At 71.1% G+C, this 16,324-nt stretch carries 16 protein-coding genes; 10 read left to right on the top strand and 6 right to left on the bottom strand.

Going from position 1 to position 16,324, the window contains the following annotated elements:
• Positions 1 to 63: 63 nt before the first annotated feature.
• Both Q5425_RS31030 and Q5425_RS31025 read left to right on the top strand, forming a co-directional pair.
• The gene (locus tag Q5425_RS31030; RefSeq protein ID WP_308675879.1) at positions 64 to 4,002 is read left to right on the top strand and encodes a hypothetical protein; all 3,939 of its coding nucleotides are present in this window, start codon (positions 64 to 66) and stop codon (positions 4,000 to 4,002) included.
• Between the two features lie 4 nt (positions 4,003 to 4,006).
• The gene (locus tag Q5425_RS31025; RefSeq protein WP_308675878.1) at positions 4,007 to 4,417 is read left to right on the top strand and encodes a hypothetical protein; all 411 of its coding nucleotides are present in this window, start codon (positions 4,007 to 4,009) and stop codon (positions 4,415 to 4,417) included.
• 32 nt (positions 4,418 to 4,449) lie between these two features.
• On the opposite strand, the gene Q5425_RS31020 is transcribed toward Q5425_RS31025, so the two are convergent.
• A complete protein-coding gene (locus Q5425_RS31020) occupies positions 4,450 to 6,627 on the bottom strand; it encodes a transglycosylase domain-containing protein (protein ID WP_308675877.1) in 2,178 nt (725 codons plus the stop codon).
• A 344-nt stretch (positions 6,628 to 6,971) separates the two neighbouring features.
• Here Q5425_RS31020 and Q5425_RS31015 point away from each other — a divergent pair, with 344 nt between their 5' ends.
• Positions 6,972 to 7,268 (top strand): WhiB family transcriptional regulator, encoded by a 297-nt coding sequence (locus Q5425_RS31015; protein ID WP_308675876.1) that lies wholly within the window; start codon positions 6,972 to 6,974, stop codon positions 7,266 to 7,268.
• 148 nt (positions 7,269 to 7,416) lie between these two features.
• On the opposite strand, the gene Q5425_RS31010 is transcribed toward Q5425_RS31015, so the two are convergent.
• From Q5425_RS31010 to Q5425_RS31000, 3 genes are read right to left on the bottom strand one after another with little or no spacing between them, the layout of a single operon-like run.
• Positions 7,417 to 8,538 (bottom strand): ArsA family ATPase, encoded by a 1,122-nt coding sequence (locus Q5425_RS31010; RefSeq protein WP_308675875.1) that lies wholly within the window; start codon positions 8,536 to 8,538, stop codon positions 7,417 to 7,419.
• The gene (locus tag Q5425_RS31005; protein WP_308675874.1) at positions 8,535 to 9,542 is read right to left on the bottom strand and encodes an ArsA-related P-loop ATPase; all 1,008 of its coding nucleotides are present in this window, start codon (positions 9,540 to 9,542) and stop codon (positions 8,535 to 8,537) included. Before Q5425_RS31005 ends, Q5425_RS31010 begins: the two co-directional genes overlap by 4 nt.
• A 21-nt stretch (positions 9,543 to 9,563) precedes the next feature.
• Positions 9,564 to 9,812 (bottom strand): hypothetical protein, encoded by a 249-nt coding sequence (locus tag Q5425_RS31000; RefSeq protein ID WP_308675873.1) that lies wholly within the window; start codon positions 9,810 to 9,812, stop codon positions 9,564 to 9,566.
• Positions 9,813 to 9,927: 115 nt separating this feature from the next.
• Here Q5425_RS31000 and Q5425_RS30995 point away from each other — a divergent pair, with 115 nt between their 5' ends.
• From Q5425_RS30995 to Q5425_RS30965, 7 genes are all read left to right on the top strand, one after another.
• On the top strand, positions 9,928 to 10,089 hold the full coding sequence (locus Q5425_RS30995; RefSeq protein WP_003068074.1) for a DUF4177 domain-containing protein: 162 nt from the start codon (positions 9,928 to 9,930) through the stop codon (positions 10,087 to 10,089).
• Positions 10,090 to 10,094: 5 nt separating this feature from the next.
• Positions 10,095 to 10,550, top strand: a complete 456-nt coding sequence (locus Q5425_RS30990; protein ID WP_086840822.1) for a RidA family protein — start codon at positions 10,095 to 10,097, stop codon at positions 10,548 to 10,550.
• Positions 10,550 to 11,176: a hypothetical protein gene (locus Q5425_RS30985; protein WP_308675872.1), complete on the top strand. Its 627-nt coding sequence runs from the start codon at positions 10,550 to 10,552 to the stop codon at positions 11,174 to 11,176. The genes Q5425_RS30990 and Q5425_RS30985 overlap by 1 nt, the downstream gene beginning before the upstream one ends.
• Before the next feature lie 36 nt (positions 11,177 to 11,212).
• Entirely contained in the window at positions 11,213 to 12,358 is a 1,146-nt protein-coding gene (locus Q5425_RS30980) for a hypothetical protein (RefSeq protein WP_308675871.1), read from the top strand.
• 107 nt (positions 12,359 to 12,465) lie between these two features.
• Positions 12,466 to 13,284: an NUDIX domain-containing protein gene (locus Q5425_RS30975; RefSeq protein ID WP_308675870.1), complete on the top strand. Its 819-nt coding sequence runs from the start codon at positions 12,466 to 12,468 to the stop codon at positions 13,282 to 13,284.
• Complete coding sequence (locus Q5425_RS30970) at positions 13,281 to 14,048, top strand: MBL fold metallo-hydrolase (protein WP_308675869.1); 768 nt, start codon at positions 13,281 to 13,283, stop codon at positions 14,046 to 14,048. The genes Q5425_RS30975 and Q5425_RS30970 overlap by 4 nt, the downstream gene beginning before the upstream one ends.
• Positions 14,045 to 14,299, top strand: a complete 255-nt coding sequence (locus Q5425_RS30965) for a glutaredoxin domain-containing protein (RefSeq protein WP_308675868.1) — start codon at positions 14,045 to 14,047, stop codon at positions 14,297 to 14,299. The genes Q5425_RS30970 and Q5425_RS30965 overlap by 4 nt, the downstream gene beginning before the upstream one ends.
• Here the strand turns inward: Q5425_RS30965 and Q5425_RS30960 are convergent.
• Positions 14,277 to 15,425, bottom strand: a complete 1,149-nt coding sequence (locus Q5425_RS30960; RefSeq protein WP_308675867.1) for a carboxylesterase family protein — start codon at positions 15,423 to 15,425, stop codon at positions 14,277 to 14,279. The two genes, Q5425_RS30965 and Q5425_RS30960, sit on opposite strands and share 23 nt — an antisense overlap.
• A complete protein-coding gene (locus Q5425_RS30955) occupies positions 15,422 to 16,243 on the bottom strand; it encodes a VOC family protein (RefSeq protein ID WP_308675866.1) in 822 nt (273 codons plus the stop codon). The genes Q5425_RS30960 and Q5425_RS30955 overlap by 4 nt, the downstream gene beginning before the upstream one ends.
• Positions 16,244 to 16,324: the final 81 nt, after the last annotated feature.

The following is a 16,324-nucleotide window of genomic DNA, read 5'->3' as shown; positions in this document are numbered from 1 at the left end:
CCGGCGCGGTGTTTCCGTGTGGGCAATTCGTGCACCCGCGCACCCGCGCACCTAGGGGGATCAGTGAGAGCCAGTCGTCCGCGGCTCCGATGGGCGGCCGCGTTCGCGGCCGCGATTTCGGTCACCGCAGCTGTTTCCGCGCCGGCTTCGGCCGCGCCGAACGGTCAGTTTCCGGGCCCGGAAACGGACATCCGGGCAGCAACCGCACCGCGAACGGGCGTCCGCAGCGTTGCGGCCGGAGATCGTGCCGCGGGCTGGGAACGCTCCACCGACCGGGCCTGGACGACCAGCGGGGACGCGGACGGCTTCCACCTCCTGGTCGCCGACGAGGCGAAAGCGTACGAATGGCGCACGGCCGCCACGCTTTCCGAGCCCGGCTTCGACGCCGACATGTGGATCGGCAACGTCTGCGTGACCGGATCGGCCCACCGCGCGGTCGTCGCGTACGCCCCGCGTACCTTCACCAACAAGACCGAGCTCTTCGACCGCGGCGCCTTCACCGCCGTCGTCGACCTCGACACCGGTGCGGTGCGGAAGCTGCCGGTCCGGACCAGCCTCGCCTACTTCAACCCGTCCTGCGGCACCGGCGACTCCGTCGTGCTCACGCAGGCCGGCGACGAAGACCTCGGGAAGACCAGGCTGCTTCGCCTGGACGCCGCCTCGGGCAAGATCGCCGCGCCCGTCGACGTCGCCGGCCAGCTGACGTCGGCGGTGCCGACCGCGCACGGCCTGATCGGGGCCACCAAGGACGCGCTCGTCCGGGTCACCGAAACCGGTGTCCTGCAACGGGTCGCGCCCGCGTCCGGGGTGCCCTACGCGCTCGCCGCCGACGCCGACGGCGGGGTGGTCTACCTCGACCACGACGGGTCGCGCAACGCCAAGGCCCGCCGGGCCGTGATCGCCGGCGACGGATCGGTGACCACCAGGACGCTCGCTTCCGGCGTGCGGACCGACCTCGGCGTGACGTCGGGCCGGGGTGGCCGGGTCTACGTCACGGGCGCGAAGAAGACCTCGGGCGCGGCGCTCCCCGCCGCCGTTTCGCTGCTCGACGTGCCGAAGGACACGACGGTCTCCACCGAGGGACGGCTCGCCGTCACCGAGGTGGTCAAGCCGGGCGCACCCGACCCGCGGGTGGCGCCCGCGGGCGCGCAGGCGGTCGACATCACCGCGACGGTGCTGCCCACCCGCAAGCGGGTCACGCTCGCCGCCGGAACGGGCACCGCGTCCGGCGCGGGCCGCGTGCCGAGCCCGGCACCGGGCGGCGCTCCGGCCGGGGCGACCACCAACGGCGACCCCACCGACCCGGCCGACTCCGCCGACCGCTACTGCAGCGTGCCGCGCACCGACCCGCGCAACCAGGCGATGCAGCCCAAGCCCCGCCAGGTCGAATGGGCGGTCGACCAGGCCGTCCGCGGCGCGCTGACGGTCCAGCGCCCGGCGAACTGGAAGAACCTCGGCATGCCGGCCTACACACCGCAGGGCCTGTTCCCCAAGGTGGAGCTGGCCGGTGGCGGGTTCGTGCCCGCGCAGGTGATGCTCGGGATCACCGCGCAGGAGTCGAACATGTGGCAGGCCGCGCGGTCCTCGGTGCCCGGGACCACCGGCAACCCGCTGATCGGCAACTACTACGGCATCGACTACTACAACGGCAACGCGGCCGACGACTGGACGATCGACTGGGCGGAGGCCGATTGCGGGTACGGCGTCACGCAGGTGACCGACCACATGCGCTTGGCGGGCAAGGAAAAGGGCCCCGGTGACACGGCGTGGCCGTACCAGACGCAGCGGGCCGTGGCCCTGGACTTCGCCGCGAACGTGGCCGCCGGCGCCCAGATCATCTCGAACAAGTGGAACGAGGTGCGTGCGGCGAACCTCGTCGTCAACAACGGCGACGTCTCCCGGATCGAGAACTGGTTCTTCGCGATCTGGGCCTACAACTCCGGTTTCCACCCCGCGTCGGGGTCGGCGCCGTGGGGGCTCGGCTGGGGCAACAACCCCGCGAACCCGCGCTTCCTCGACAGCAGGCTGCCGTTCCTCGAGTATTCGTACGCCGACGCGGCGCACCCGCAGTACTGGCCGTACCCGGAGAAGGTGCTCGGCTGGGCCGGGCACCCGGTCAACCTGATCGAGACCCCGGGCACCATGGTCGCCGGCTTCCGGCCGTCGTGGTGGAACACCGTGGACAACCGGATCGCGGTCAAGCCGCCGGTGACCCAGTTCTGCGACGCCGGCAACGAATGCCACCCCGGCGAGAAGAACGTGCCGGACTACGCGGGCACGGGCCCCGACGACCCGGCCAACGTCGTCGGCGAACCGGCCGGTCCGTGCGCGCACAAGACGGACGGGAAGTTCGACCTCAAGTGCTGGTACCACCAGTCGAACACCTGGAAGCCGGACTGCGATTCCTCGTGCGGTTACGAACTGCTCCGGTTCGACCCCGGCTACGCCTACCAGGAGGACGCCGACAGCTACCCGCCGAACTGCAAAACGGCCGGGCTGCCCGCGGGGGCGCTGATCGTCGACGACGCCAACGGCGCGCCGCCGGTCCGGAACAACTGCACCCAGACCTGGGACAACGCGGGCAGCTTCCAGCTGAGCTACGCCGACGACGGCACCGGGCACTACCCGGGCAAGGTGGACACGCACCAGCTCGGCGGCGGCTTCGGCGGTCACTTCTACTTCGGCCACACCCGCACGTCCGCCGTCGAGGGCGGCAGGCTGAAGGTGACCGGCACCTGGACGCTGGCGAGCCCGCTCACCGCGTGGGCGCGGGTCATGGTGCACCTGCCGGACGTCGGCGCGCAGACCCAGCAGGCGCGCTACGACATCAACCTGGGCGACGGGCAGCGCCGGCACCGCTACCTCAACCAGCAGATCCAGCGCAACGGCTGGGTGTCGATCGGGGTGTACCCGTTCGCCGGGCGGCCGAGCGTTTCGCTGAGCTCGCTGACCGAGGACGGCACCGGCGACCTCGACGTCGCCTGGGACGCGATCGCGTTCCAGCCGCTGCCGGGCAAGCCGGTGAACATCGTCGCCGCACTGGGTGACTCGTATTCGTCGGGCGAGGGAGCCGGGAACTATTCGCGCGAATCCGACGCCAACCACGGCAACTCCGAGTGGAACGCCTGCCGCCGCAGCGCCGACGCGTGGCCGCGCAAGATGGTGCTCCCCGGCTCGGGCGGGTCGCTGGGCACGCTGTCCGACCAGTGGAACACGAACAACGAACTCGGGTTCGTCGCGTGTTCCGGCGCGTGGACGTGGAACGTGTCCGGGCGGTGGAACGGTGCGGGCTCGATCCCGACGTCGTGGATCCACCCGGAGCAGTACGAGAAGGGCGACGGCCAGTTCCACGAGATCAACCAGGTGGCCTCCGGGGTGCTCACGCCGGAGACGACCCTGGTGACCTTGACGATCGGCGGGAACGACGAAAACGCGTTCGTCAACGCCCTGATGGACTGCGCGTACCCGACCAACTGCGCCGACGACGAGTACCTGCCGAAGTACAAGGCCATCTTCGACCGCACGAAGACCCGGATCGCCGACACGATCCGTGCCATCCGCGGCGAAGCGCCGAACGCGCGCATCGTGCTGACGGCGTACCCGGAACCGTTGAGCCGCACGGTGAAGTGCGGGAGCTCCTGGTACTTCGACCTGTCCGAGGTGCACGCGATCGCCGAACTGACCAACTACGCCCGTGACAAGGAAGCCGAGGTCGTCACCCAGCTGCAGGGGGAGGGCATCAAGGTGGACGCGGCCGACCCGATCGGCGACTTCGTCGGCCACGGCGGCTGCGACGACCCGGAGTGGATCAACAAGATCGTCATCGGCCCCAACGGCGAGGGCGACTTCCACAACGGCGACAACCCTTCGCCGTTCTGCTTCTGGGACATCCTGGGCGGCGCGTGCCTGAGCCGGGAGATGTTCCACCCCAACACGGCGGGCACGACGGGCTACGCTCAGGTGGTGGAAAAGCGGCTGGCCCAGCTCCATTACCCGAGCTGACGAGATGACCGAACCGGGACGGCGGGCGAAGCCGCTGAGCGTGGTCTTCCGGGTGCTCATCGGCGTGGTGCTGGCCGGAGCCGCGGGAGTCCTGCTGCTCTTCACCGTCGTCCCGGCCCGGGTTCAGGACCAGGTCACGCAGCCGCACGTGGTCGGCACGGAGACACCGGAGATCGCCGCCCGGTTCGAGGCGCTGAGCCCGTCCGAACGAGCACAGGACGCCTCGCTGCGCCAGGCGGCGGCGGTCTCCGGCGCCGCGGCCACCCGGATCGAGCGGGACGGCGCGGAGACCACGGTGATCGTCCAGCTGGTGTCACCGGACCCGGACCACGTCTGCTATTCCTTCGCCGTCCCGCGTGCCGGCGGGCCGGGGTCCGTGCGGTACGACCGGCTGCCGAGCTGCCCCGGTTCCTGACCGGGCAGCTCGGTACCGCTTTCAGCCGGTGCCTAGCGTGCGCCGCCGCCCATGTACTTCGGGTCCGGCGGTGGCAGCTGCATGACCGGCTGGCTGCCGTCGAGGATGTTCTTCATCGCGCCGAACCACGTGCGGGCCGGGGACTTGCCACCGAAGATGTTCCCGCTCGGGCACACCCGGACGTTGCCGGGGCCGGCGTCGCAGATACCGCCCTGGCCGCCGCCGAACTTGAACGTCATGGCCGCGCCCGCCAGCTGCGGGGTGCCGCCGACGAAGGTCGCCGAGACGTTGCCCTGGGTCGTGCCCGTCTTGCCGATCATCGGGCGGTTCCAGCCGACGCCGTTGGCCGCCGCGAACGAAGTGCCGCCCGGCTGGTCGTCCTTGCTCATGCCCACGGCCAGGGTGTTCGCCAGCGCCTCGGGCACGGCCTGCTCGCAGGGAGCTTCCTTGACCGGCACCGGCTTCCCGTTGCGGTCGGTCACGCCGGCGATCGGCGTCGGCGGGCACCAGACGCCACCGGAGAGGATGGTCGCCGCGACGTTGCCCAGCTCCAAGCCGCTCAGCGGGCTGAAGCCCAGGGTGAACGCGCCGAAGCCCGGCCAGCCGCCCCGGGGGCCGTAGTACTCGGCCTGGCTCTGGCTCTTCTCCGCCTTGTCCGCCTTCGGGTCGACCGTTCCGCCGCCGACGTTGCTCGCCATCGTGTCGCGCATGCCGAGCCGCTTGGCCATGTCGATGCCCGGTGCCGTGCTGCCGAGCCGGTCTTCGAGCTCGACGAACGTGGTGTTCGGCGACGTCGCCAGCGCGGTCTGCACCGTCGCGCCCTGGGCGATGCGGCTGTAGTCGGCGGCGTTGCCGACGCAGTACCAGCGGGAGCGCAGCGGCGGCCCGGTCGGCGGGCAGTTCTCCCCACCACCGGAGTACACGCGCGAGACGTAGGTCTCCGGCACCTGGACCGGCGTGAAGATCCCGGCGACCCCCTTGTCCAGCGCCGCCGCCGTGGTGAAGATCTTGTACGTCGACCCCGCACCACCGGTGTTGTACACGCCGGTGGGCAGCGCGTACGTCGTCTGCCCCGCGTCCTGGTTCTGGCCGTAGTCGCGGTTCGAGGCCAGCGCCACCACTTCGTGCCGGTCCTTGCCCGGTTTCACCAGTGACAACGTGTTCGCCACGTACGGCTGGGTCTTCTTGACCTGCGCCTCCGCCGAGACCTTGGCCTCGTGGTTCGCGCGCTCGTCCAGCGTGCTCTTGATCGTGTAGCCGCCGGTGTAGAGCTGGTCCTTGGTCATCCCGCTGGCCTTGAGCAGGTAGTCCTCGACGTACTGGCAGAAGAACCCGGCCTCCGGGCCCGCGCCGATGCAGTTGGCCGGCGGCTTCTTCGGGGTGTCCGGGACCACGCCGAGCGGCTCGGCCTTGAACCGGTCCGCGTCGGCCTGCGCCAGCTTCTTGTTGTCGACCATCCGGTCGAGCACCAGGTTGCGGCGCGTGGTGGCCTTGTCCGGGTGCCGCCACGGGTCGTTGTTGATCGGATTGTTCACCAGGCCGGCCAGCAGTGCGGCCTGGGGCACGGTGAGCTTCTCCGGCGTCGTGTCGAAGTACGCGTGTGCGGCCGCGCCGATCCCGAAGATCTGCCGGGAGAATTCGACGATGTTGAGGTAGCCGGCGAGGATCTGCTGCTTGGTCAGCTTCGTCTCGAGCTGGATCGCGATCCGCGCTTCCTTGAGCTTGCGGGCGATCGACTGCTCCTGGGCCTTCTTCTGGCCGATCGGGTCGTTCCGGTAGACGACGTTGATCAGGTAGTTCTTGGTGTACTGCTGGGTCAGCGTCGAGGCGCCCTGTGTGTCGGCGCCGGTGGTGTTGCTGACGGCCGCGCGCAGCGTGCCCTGCCAGTCGACGCCGTGGTGCTCGTAGAACCGCTTGTCCTCGACCGAGACCAGGGCCCACTTCATGGCCTCGTTGATCTGGTTCTCGTTGATCGGCAGCCGGTACTGGTCGTACAGGGTCGCGATCGGCTTGCCGGTGCTGTCGGTGACCGTCGTCACCAGCGGCGGAGGGATGTCGGCGAGGTCGGAGGACGTCTTCTCGACCGTCTCGCTGGCCTGGTTGGACATGACACCGGCGGCCCCGACGACGGGGAAGAGCATGCCGGCGACGAGCACCCCCGCGAGCAGGCAGAGGCCGATGAGCTTGAACAAACCATCCGCTTTTCGCACGAGGGCCAGGCTACCCGGACCGGATCGGGCGCCGGTGACGCCGTGTCTCCGCGAGTGTGGAATCAGTGACAAAACAGCCCCCCTTCGGTGACAACTGGTAACGGAAGGCATTCTGGGTCTTGGCGGGGGGAACCGAGGGCCCCTACAGTCCGTCAACGTCTCACGAAGACAAGCCGTCGGATGGATCAACACGGGTGGGAGCTCGCGTGGTCCGAACGGCGGCACCGGCACCGGGGAGGTGCCCGGGTAACCGACGTGAGCAGAGGGAGACACGCTCGCGGGGGCAAGGAGCGCAGTGCCTTTCCCCGCTGGTGCGTCGATCACCAGGGTAGGGAGCTGGGGGCATGGAAACCAACCAGTCGAGCTGGCGAATCAACGCGTCCTGCCGGGACGCCGATCCGGACGGCCTGTTCGTCCGGGGTGCGGAGCAGAACCGGGCGAAAGCCGTCTGCTTGGGCTGCCCGGTCCGCACGGAATGCCTCGCCGAAGCACTCGACGGCCGGATCAACTTCGGTGTCTGGGGTGGCATGACCGAACGGGAACGGCGGGCCCTGCTGCGCCGCCGTCCCGACGTGGAGAGCTGGGCCGACCTGCTCGAAGCGGCCAAGCGCGACGCCGAGGAACGCGTTTCGGTCGGCTGATCAAGCGTCACTTTCGTAGGGAAAGTTCCGCGTCGCCCCCTCGGAGGCGCAACTTTCCCTATGAAAGTGACGCACCGCCCTCCCCGGCGGCGGAGCTTTCACGTGAAAGCTCCCACCTGCGGGCGGAGCTTTCACGTGAAAGCTCCGGTCAGCCGGCGAGCTTCACGCCGATCTCGCGCAGGCCCTCGAGGTCGTGGACGTCGCCGGCCAGTGCCGGCACCTTCGCCAGCGCCACCTCCGGGTGCGCCCGGGTGAACCGCGCCAGCAGCCGCTCCTCACGGTCGGCGAGGGTGACGCGGTCGGCGTGCAGCCGCAGCACGGCCTCGGCCAGCGGCGCGTTCGCGTCGCCCTCCTGCAGCGACTCGGCCGCCGCCAGCGCCTCCGCGCCCGACAGCTTCGCGAGCACCGGGTGCGTCCGGTTCGCGATCAGCCCGCCCAGCGGCATCGACTCCGAGGACAGCCGCTCCACGAAGTAGGACGCCTCGCGCAGCGCGTCCGGCTCCGGCGCGGCCACGACCAGGAACGACGTCCCGGACGAGCGCAGCAGCTCCGCCGTCTTGCGGGCGCGCTCCCGGAAGCCGCCGAACATGCTGTCGAAGGCCTGCATGAACGCCGACGCGTCGGTCAGCAGCTGGCCGCCGATGATCGTCGACACGGCCTTGGCGAACATCGAGAACCCGGCGTTGACGACCTTGCGCAGGCCCCAGCCGCCGGCCTTCGCCGGAGCGGTGAGCAGCCGGATCATCCGGCCGTCCAACGCCGACGAAAGCCGCGTCGGCGCGTCGAGGAAGTCCAGAGCGGACCGGCTCGGCGGGGTGTCCACGATGATCAGGTCCCACTCACCGGTCGCGGCGAGCTGGCCCAGCTTCTCCATCGCCATGTACTCCTGCGTGCCGGAGAACGACGTGGAAATCGTCTGGTAGAAGGGGTTCTGCAGCAGCTGCTCGGCGCGTTCCGGGCCGGCGTGCACGCGCACCATGTCGTCGAACGTGCGGCGCATGTCGAGCATCATCGCCCACAGCTCGCCCTTCGGCTCGAACCCCTCGACCTGCACCTGCTTCGGGTGGTTGCCGAGTTCGCGCAGGCCGAGCGCCTGCGCCAGCCGTCGCGCGGGGTCGATGGTCAGCACGACGGTCTGGCGGCCGCGCTCGGCCGCGCGCAGGGCCAGCGCGGCGGCCGTGGTCGTCTTGCCGACGCCGCCGGAGCCGCAGCAGACGATCACGCGGCTCTCCGGGTCGTCGAGCAGCGCGTCGATGTCGATGGTGGTCACAACCGCACCCCCTGGTCGGTCAGGGCCTCGGCCAGGTCGTAGAGGGCCGCGACGTCGACGCCTTCGGTCAGGTCCGGCAGCTGCAAGGTGGGCAGGTCGGCCTCGGCGAGCTGCTCGCGGGCCCGCTGCTCGGCGGCGACCCGCACGGCGTGCTCGACGGTCTCGTCGACCAGCGCGTCCAGCGTCGCCTGCGGCAGCTTCAGCCCGGCCGACGCGAGCCCGGTGCGGACGCGGGAGGCGTCGACGCGGCCATCCGCGGCGGCGGTCACGGAGCGGGCGGGCAGCCGCGGCGGCCGGACCCGGTTGACCAGCACCGCGCCCGGGCGCAGGTCGGCGCCGTCCAGCTCGGCCACGGCCTCGACGGTCTCGCGCACCGGCATCTCCTCCAGCAGCGTGGCCAGGTGGACGGCGGTTTCTCCGGAGTGCAGCAGGCGGACGACGCCATCGGCCTGGCCGCGGATCGGGCCGGTCTTCGCGAGGTCGGTCAGCGCCTTGGTGACGTCGAGGAACTTGACGACCCGGCCGGTCGGCGGCGAGTCGACGACGACGGCGTCGTAGGTGTGCCGCCCGTCGGACTCGGTCCGGCCGACGCACTCCTTGATCTTCCCGGTGAGCAGGACGTCACGCAGGCCCGGCGCGAGCGTGGTCGCGAACTCGATCGCGCCCATCCGCCGCAGCGTCCGGCCGGCGAAGCCGAGGTTGTAGAACATCTCGAAGTATTCGAGCAGCGCGGCTTCGACGTCGATGTGCAGCGCGCGCAGCTCCCCGCCACCCGGGACGGACGCGATGCGCTGCTCGGCGTAGGGCAGCGGCTCGGTGTCGAAGAGCTGGGCGATGCCCTGGCGGCCCTCGACCTCGATGAGCAGCACGCGGCGGCCTTCGCGGGCGAGCGCGAGGCCGAGCGCGGCGGCGAGCGTCGTCTTGCCGGTCCCGCCCTTGCCGGTGACGAAGTGCAGCCGGGCGCGGGCAAGCTCGTCGGTCCAGCCGGCATGGGAAACGGTCACTTCTTCACCCTAATTCAGCGCTCAACCGGCCAGCATCATGACGAAGGCCGCAGCAGCGGCACCCGCGACGAGTACCCAGCTCACGAGGCCGGGAAGCACGGTGAGGGTGAGCACGCCCACCACGACCAGCAGGGTGAAGGTGATCACCCCGGCCACGGCGACCTGACCCGAGCTCTGCGTCCGGTCCCGCACCTTCGCCATCACGACGAGCACCAAGGGCAGCCCGGCGGCCGCGAGCAGCACCGCCGCGAGCACGCGCCACGTTTCCACCCCGCCACGCTAGCGGCGCTTGGGGAGACGTGAGATGGATCACGCTCCGGCGCGTCGCGGCGCGTTTTCCGGCGGCGCTCCCCGGGGCACTTGCCCGCTTGGCTACGCTCCCGGCATGAGCGCCACCAAGTGGGAGTACGCCACCGTCCCTCTGCTGATCCACGCCACGAAGCAGATCCTCGACCAGTGGGGCGAGGACGGCTGGGAGCTGGTCACCGTGCTGCCGAACCCGAGCGGCGAGCAGCACGTCGCCTACCTGAAGCGTCCGAAGGGCTGACCGGGGTGAGCTGGAGCGAACGGCTGAAGGAGCTCGGCATCGAGCTGCCCGGCGTGGCGGCCCCGCTGGCCGCCTACGTGCCCGCCGTCCAGAGCGGCAAGCACGTCTACACCTCGGGCCAGCTGCCCTTCGTCGACGGCGTGCTCGCCGCGACCGGCAAGGTCGGCGCCGAGATCAGCCCCGAAGAGGCGAAGGGCCACGCCCGCACCTCCGCGCTCAACGCGCTCGCGGCCGTGCACGCGCTGGTGGGCATTGACAACGTCGCGCGGATCGTCAAGGTTGTCGGCTTCGTGGCTTCCGCGGAGGGCTTCACCGGTCAGCCCGCGGTCGTCAACGGCGCGTCCGAACTGCTCGGCGAGGTCTTCGGCGACGCGGGCATCCACGCCCGGTCGGCCGTCGGCGTCGCGGAGCTGCCCATCGGCTCGCCGGTGGAGGTCGAACTGATCGTGGAGGTGCAGTGATGGACCCGGACATCGAGCAGTCCACCCACGAGCTGCTGATCCGGCTGGCCGGGCGGCTGCCCGACCAGCTGCTGTGGCGGTTCCGCGACTGGCTCGGAGAGGGCGCGATGGGCACCCTCGCGCGCACCCTGCCGAGGTCTTTGCTTAAGCACAGGATCGACCTCGACCAGACGGAGTACCGGCTGCTCGTGGCCGGTCTCATCCCGCACGGCGCCGACTGGCACCAGGTCAGTTCGACGCTGGGGGTAGACGACGTCACCGAGAACCGGTACACATTCACGTCGAGTGCGCCCGAATGGGTTAACTCGGTCGACTCCGTGTCCGTGTTGATCCACGCAACGTTGCGCGGTCGCCCGGACGTGGGGGAAGTGCGGCAAAGCTGGCGACACGTCGGTGTGGTCGGGCAGGGCACGGCCAAGCGCGTCCTGCTGATCACCGCGCTGACGGGGCTACCGAGGTTGACCGGCGAACTGCAGCGGGTGCTGCGGGTCCTGGGCGACGAAGAGCCCAGCGTCGAGGTCATTCCGCCGCGCTTCGACCTGCCGGGGTACCACCGGGCCGCGCTGGCCGACTCAGAGCTGGTCTGCGTGGGCGCCGTGGCGGGGACCCGGCTAGTAGCCGCATAACGCTCGCCCGCCAGCGAGCTGGGAGGGAGCAAGGCAATGGTGGAGGTCCACGACGGCCCGCCCATGGACGGGTTCTCGGTGCCCCTGCGCCTGCACAACCTGTTGCTGGCCCTGGCGGGCCGGATCGACGACAGCGCGCTCACCGAAGCGCGTGAGCTGATCGCCCGGGCCCACATCGACGAGGCGGTCGAGCTGACCACCGGCACGCTCATCGCGGGCCGGATCCCGGTCAGCTCCGCCGAGCAGCGCGAGCTGGCGCTGGTCCTCGAGATGAGCCGGTCGGACGCGACGCTGGCGAACGATCTGCTGGTCGACGAGACCGAACCGGTCAACACGCACCGGTTCAGCGGCGAGAACGCCCCGGAGTTCGGCATCGCCGAGGCGCTCGACCGGACGCTGCAGGTGCTGCCGGACGTCCGCTCGGTGCACGCGGTGTGGCGCAACACCCCGGCCGGCAGCGTGCCGGGCGCGTTGCCGCAGCGCGTGGTGCTCGTGGAGCTGGGGCCGGATGGCAACCCGCCGGCCGTCGCGTTCCGCGTCGACACGGCGTTGCGCCGGGCCGGGATCCACTCGGTCGTCGAGGTCAGCGGCCCCGGCGTCGCGCACTCCGAGTACCACCAGGCCGCTTCGGCGGCCGCGTCGCCGGCCTGGGTGACCGGGACGACGTCGTCGCCCGCGTCGACGTACCGGCCCGAGCCGGCCAAGCCGTCGGCCCCGGTGACGTCGGAGCCGGTCGCGGAGTCGGGCAGCAGGCACAGCATGCGGTCCGCCACCACGACGGCGCCGGCCGAGCCGGTCGCCCCGGTGGTCCCGATCGTGTCGTCGCCCCCGCCCGTCCCCGAGCCGCCCCGCAAGGCGCGCTCCGAGCGGTCCGAGCGGTCCGAGACGCGGGCGGAGCGCACCGCCGACCTGACCCCGGCCGAGGTGGCGCAGCTGCGGCAGGCGCTGGCCGAGGACCCGGAGAAGGGCCGCGAGATCGCCGCGGGCAAGCCGTCGATGCACGAGGTCGTCGAGCTGCCGGCGCTGGACCTGGACGACCCGAGCCTGAGCGAGCGCGACCGGGCGTTGCTGCGCGAGCTGCACGCCGAGCTGGCCGAGCGCGAGCGGGCCGAGGCGGCGAAGATGCGCCTCAACGGCGCTTCCCGCTCCGGCGGCGACCAGCGAGGCTGGACCGCCCCCTGAGGTTTGCGGCACAAAGCGGAGCTTTCACGTGAAAGTGCCGCTTTTGCTGTGTCCGGCGTGCCACAACTGCGCGACGGGACGTCGGGGGGCGGAGGTATGTTGCCCGGGTGGAGCAGCCAACGGAGTTTGTCTTCGACATCCCGGTCGGTGCCGGTGTCGCCACGCGGGCCAACGCCGACGGCCCGCCGGCGACGCCGAAGGACGCGGCCACCGTCATCCTGGTCCGGGACGGCACCGACGGCGTTGAGGTCTTCCTCCAGCACCGGGTCAAGGGCATGCCGTTCGCGGGCGGGATGACCGTGTTCCCCGGCGGTGGGGTGGACCAGCGCGACGCCGACGCGTCGGTGGCGTGGGCCGGTCCCGGGCCGTCGTGGTGGGCTTCGCGCTTCGGCTGCGACGAGGCGCTCGCGCGGGCGCTGACCTGCGCGGCCGTGCGCGAGACGTTCGAGGAGTCCGGCGTGCTGCTCGCGGGCAGCGCGGACGCGGTGCTCACCGAAGTCACGCCGTACGCGGCGGCCCGCCAGGCCCTGGAAACACGCGAAGTGTCGCTGGCCGGGTTCCTCGCCGGCGCGGGACTGACGCTGCGGGCCGATCTGCTGCGCCCGTGGGCGCACTGGATCACGCCCGAACAGGAGCCGCGCCGCTACGACACCCGGTTCTACGTCGCGAAGCTGCCCGAAGGCCAGGAGGCCGACGGCGCGACGTCGGAGGCGTCGAGCTCCGGCTGGCAGCGTCCGGAAGACGCCATCGCCGACGCGCGCGAGGGCCGCCGGATGCTGATGCCGCCGACCTGGCTGACGCTGAGCGAGCTGGCGGAGTTCGCCACCGCCGACGACGTGCTGAACGCGTCACGCGAGATCGTCCGGATCGCGCCGACGCTCATCCGCGAGAACGGTCACGTCCGCGTCGTCCTGGAGCCGCGATGACCGCCCCGGCCTACGGCGTGCTGCGCCGCGTTTCCGAGACGGCTTCGGTGCTGCTGGAGAACAACCCGTCGTCGATGACGCTCGAAGGCACCAACAGCTGGGTGCTGCGGGCGGCGCCGGACGCGCCGGCCGTCGTCGTCGACCCCGGCTACCGCGACCTCGAGCACCTCGAGCTGCTGGCCGGGACCGGTCCGGTGGAGCTGGTCCTGCTCACGCACTGCCACCCCGACCACGCCGAAGGGGCGCCGTGGTTCGCCGAGCGCGCCGGCGCGCCGGTGCGGGCCTTCGACCCCGCGCTGTGCCTCGACGCCTCGTCCTTTGTGGACGGTGAGGTGATTTCCGCCGGCGGTTTGGACATCCGCGTGCTGCACACGCCGGGGCACACCGACGACTCGGTGTCGCTGGTCCTCGACGGCCAGGTGCTGACCGGCGACACCATCCTCGGGCGCGGCACGACGGTGCTGCACGACCTCGGCGACTACCTGCGGTCGCTGCGGAAGCTGATCGAGCTGCCGGCGGGCACGGTGGGGCTCCCCGGGCACGGTCCGGAGCTCCCCGACCTGTCCGCGACCGCGCGCGAGTACCTTTCCCACCGGGAACAGCGGCTCGACCAGGTGCGTTCGGCCTTGGAGACGCTCGGGGCGGACGCCACGCCGCGCCAGGTCGTCGAGGTCGTCTACGCCGACGTCGACCGGGCGTTGTGGGCGCCCGCCGAATGGAGCGTGCAGGCGCAGCTGGACTACTTGCGGTCGGAGGAAAAATGAGCAACGTCGAGGTCGAGTTCTACTGGCGCCCGGGGTGCGGGTTCTGCGCCGCGCTGGAGCGGCCGCTGTCGAAGAGCGGCTTCAACGTCCGCGCGATCAACATCTGGGAGGATCCGGCGGCGGCTGCCCGGGTCCGCGAGGTCGCCAACGGCAACGAGACGGTGCCGACCGTGATCGTCGGGTCGAAGGCGATGGTGAACCCCTCCTTCGCCGAGGTCGCGGCCGCGGTCAAGGCAGCTTCGGCGGGCTGATTGCGCTCGGTCGCTCTCCGTGGAGGAAGGCGGCCCACACCTCCCGTAGCCCGGTAGCCCCTTCGAGACCCTTCGGAGCGCCGGCGAGCATCGGCGCGTCCCAGACGTCGTGGGTGCCGAAGAGGAACGGGAGATCGATGCAGTGGCAGGCCCCGAACGGGTTGCCGGGTGCCTGCCAGTCGAAGCGGTAGGTGAAGGCGTCGAGCTTCGCGGCCAGCCTGTCGCTGGTGAAGAAGCTGTTCGCGGTGTCGATCGCTTCTTGCGGCGCGTCGGGGACGAAGGCGCGTAGCTCTTCCCGCGTCCAGCTGATGAGCGCGGGGCCCTCCGGTGCGGCCTCGACGAGGTCCCCGGCGACGAGATCGCCGTCGGCCACCAGCTGGAACGGCGGTTCGATCGAGCCGGGTTTCCCGGGCACCGAAACCTGCGCGGCCAGCAGCTGTTCCACCGGGGCGGTCCGGAGGTCCTGCAGGGCCCGGGCGGTCCGGTTCGCTTCCTCCCAAGTGGACGGTCGCATCCCGAGGGGCGCGCTCTGCAGGGCGATCCGCTTGACGAGCCCCCGCGCACGCGGCGACGACCACAGGGCGAGCGCCGACTGCGCACCGGCCGACTGCCCGCCGAGGGTGAGCTCGGCCGGGTTCCCGCCGAACGCGGCGATGTTGTCCCGCACCCATGCCAGCGCGGCGAGCTGATCGGCGATCCCGAGGTTCGGCGGCACGCCGTCCAGCGCGGCGAAGCCGAGGGCGCCGAGCCGGTAGTTGAGCGTCACGACGACGGCGTCGGCGTCGCGGGCCAGCCGCGTGCCGGTGTACCAGACCTGCCCGCCCGAGCCGCTGGAGAACCCACCGCCGTGGATCCACACGAGCACCGGCCGGCGCCCGGTGGTCGACGGCGTGAAGACGTTGAGGAACAGGCAGTCTTCGCTCTGCGGCAGCGGCATGGGCCCCAGGGCGTGTTCCAGGCGTGACGGCGGCTGCGGCGCCGCGGGCCCGGCTTCCAGCGCGTCGCGGACCCCCGTCCACGGCTTCGGCGGCGTGGGCGGTTCGAAGCGTTTCGCGGTGGCGTAAGGGATGCCCCAGAAGGCGCCGTCTGCTCCGCGGACCCGGCCGGTGCCGGTTGCGACGATCATCGTGCCTCCTCGAAGTACACAGCCGCGCCGAAGGCGTCCTCGGCGCGGACGAAGAACCCGCGGTCGTTCGTGGTGGTCGGGACGTGGTCCTCGACCAGCTTCCGCGCTTTCGCCGGATCCGCAACCACAACCCCGTGCGCGGCGAAGTACGGCGGTTCTCGCGGGGTTTCGCCGGGCAGGACGGTGTCGAGGTCGCTCACGCCGAAGATGTCGACGAGCCGGCGGCCACCGGTGATCACGGCGTAGCGCTTCCGATAGCTCTCGACCTCGTCGTCGGGCACGACCAGGGTGATCCCGGCGATTCCACGGGCACCGTTGGGGTGTTCGAGGTAGCGGGGCTGGTGGACGTACTCCGGGGTGAGGTGTTCGGCCGTGTGCAGGATGCCCTCGGGCGTGCGGTCCCGTCTGATGTGGACACTGCGGAAGCGCGCGGTGCGGGTGCCTTCGGGCAGTTCGACGTCGCGTTGCAGCTTCAGCACGCCTGAGCTGGAGAGCCCGGCCTCGCGCAGTCTGCGTTCGGCTTCCGCGGAGTCGTCGACGCCGAAGGAGCAGCCGTGGAGGCCGTCGCCGCGGGCGTCCAGGATCGGCAGCACCCGCCAGGGGTCGCCGGCGGTTTCGTCGACGATGCCGATGAGCTCGAGGAAGGAGCCACCGAAGTAGGCGCAGCGGTTCGCGGTGCAGCTGGGCACCGGTTCGCTCCGGTCGTCGACGGCCGCGAAGTGCCGGGACGGCGGGCTGAGCGTGAAGCCGAGTTGTTCGTAGCGCCGCCAGGTTTCCTCGTAGCGGCGGGTCAGGAAGACCGTGTGGTCGATGTTCATGTCTTCAGCCTGGGTGGGACCGGCTCGCTGTTCCACCCATTGCTCACCCGTGCGCAAAATCCGACTTGACCTAGGCTGATC

The sequence above is a fragment of the Amycolatopsis sp. A133 genome (assembly GCF_031082405.1).
Classification (GTDB): domain Bacteria; phylum Actinomycetota; class Actinomycetes; order Mycobacteriales; family Pseudonocardiaceae; genus Amycolatopsis.
Note: the sequence above shows the minus strand (reverse complement) of the source record. Positions and strands in the feature narration are given on the sequence as shown.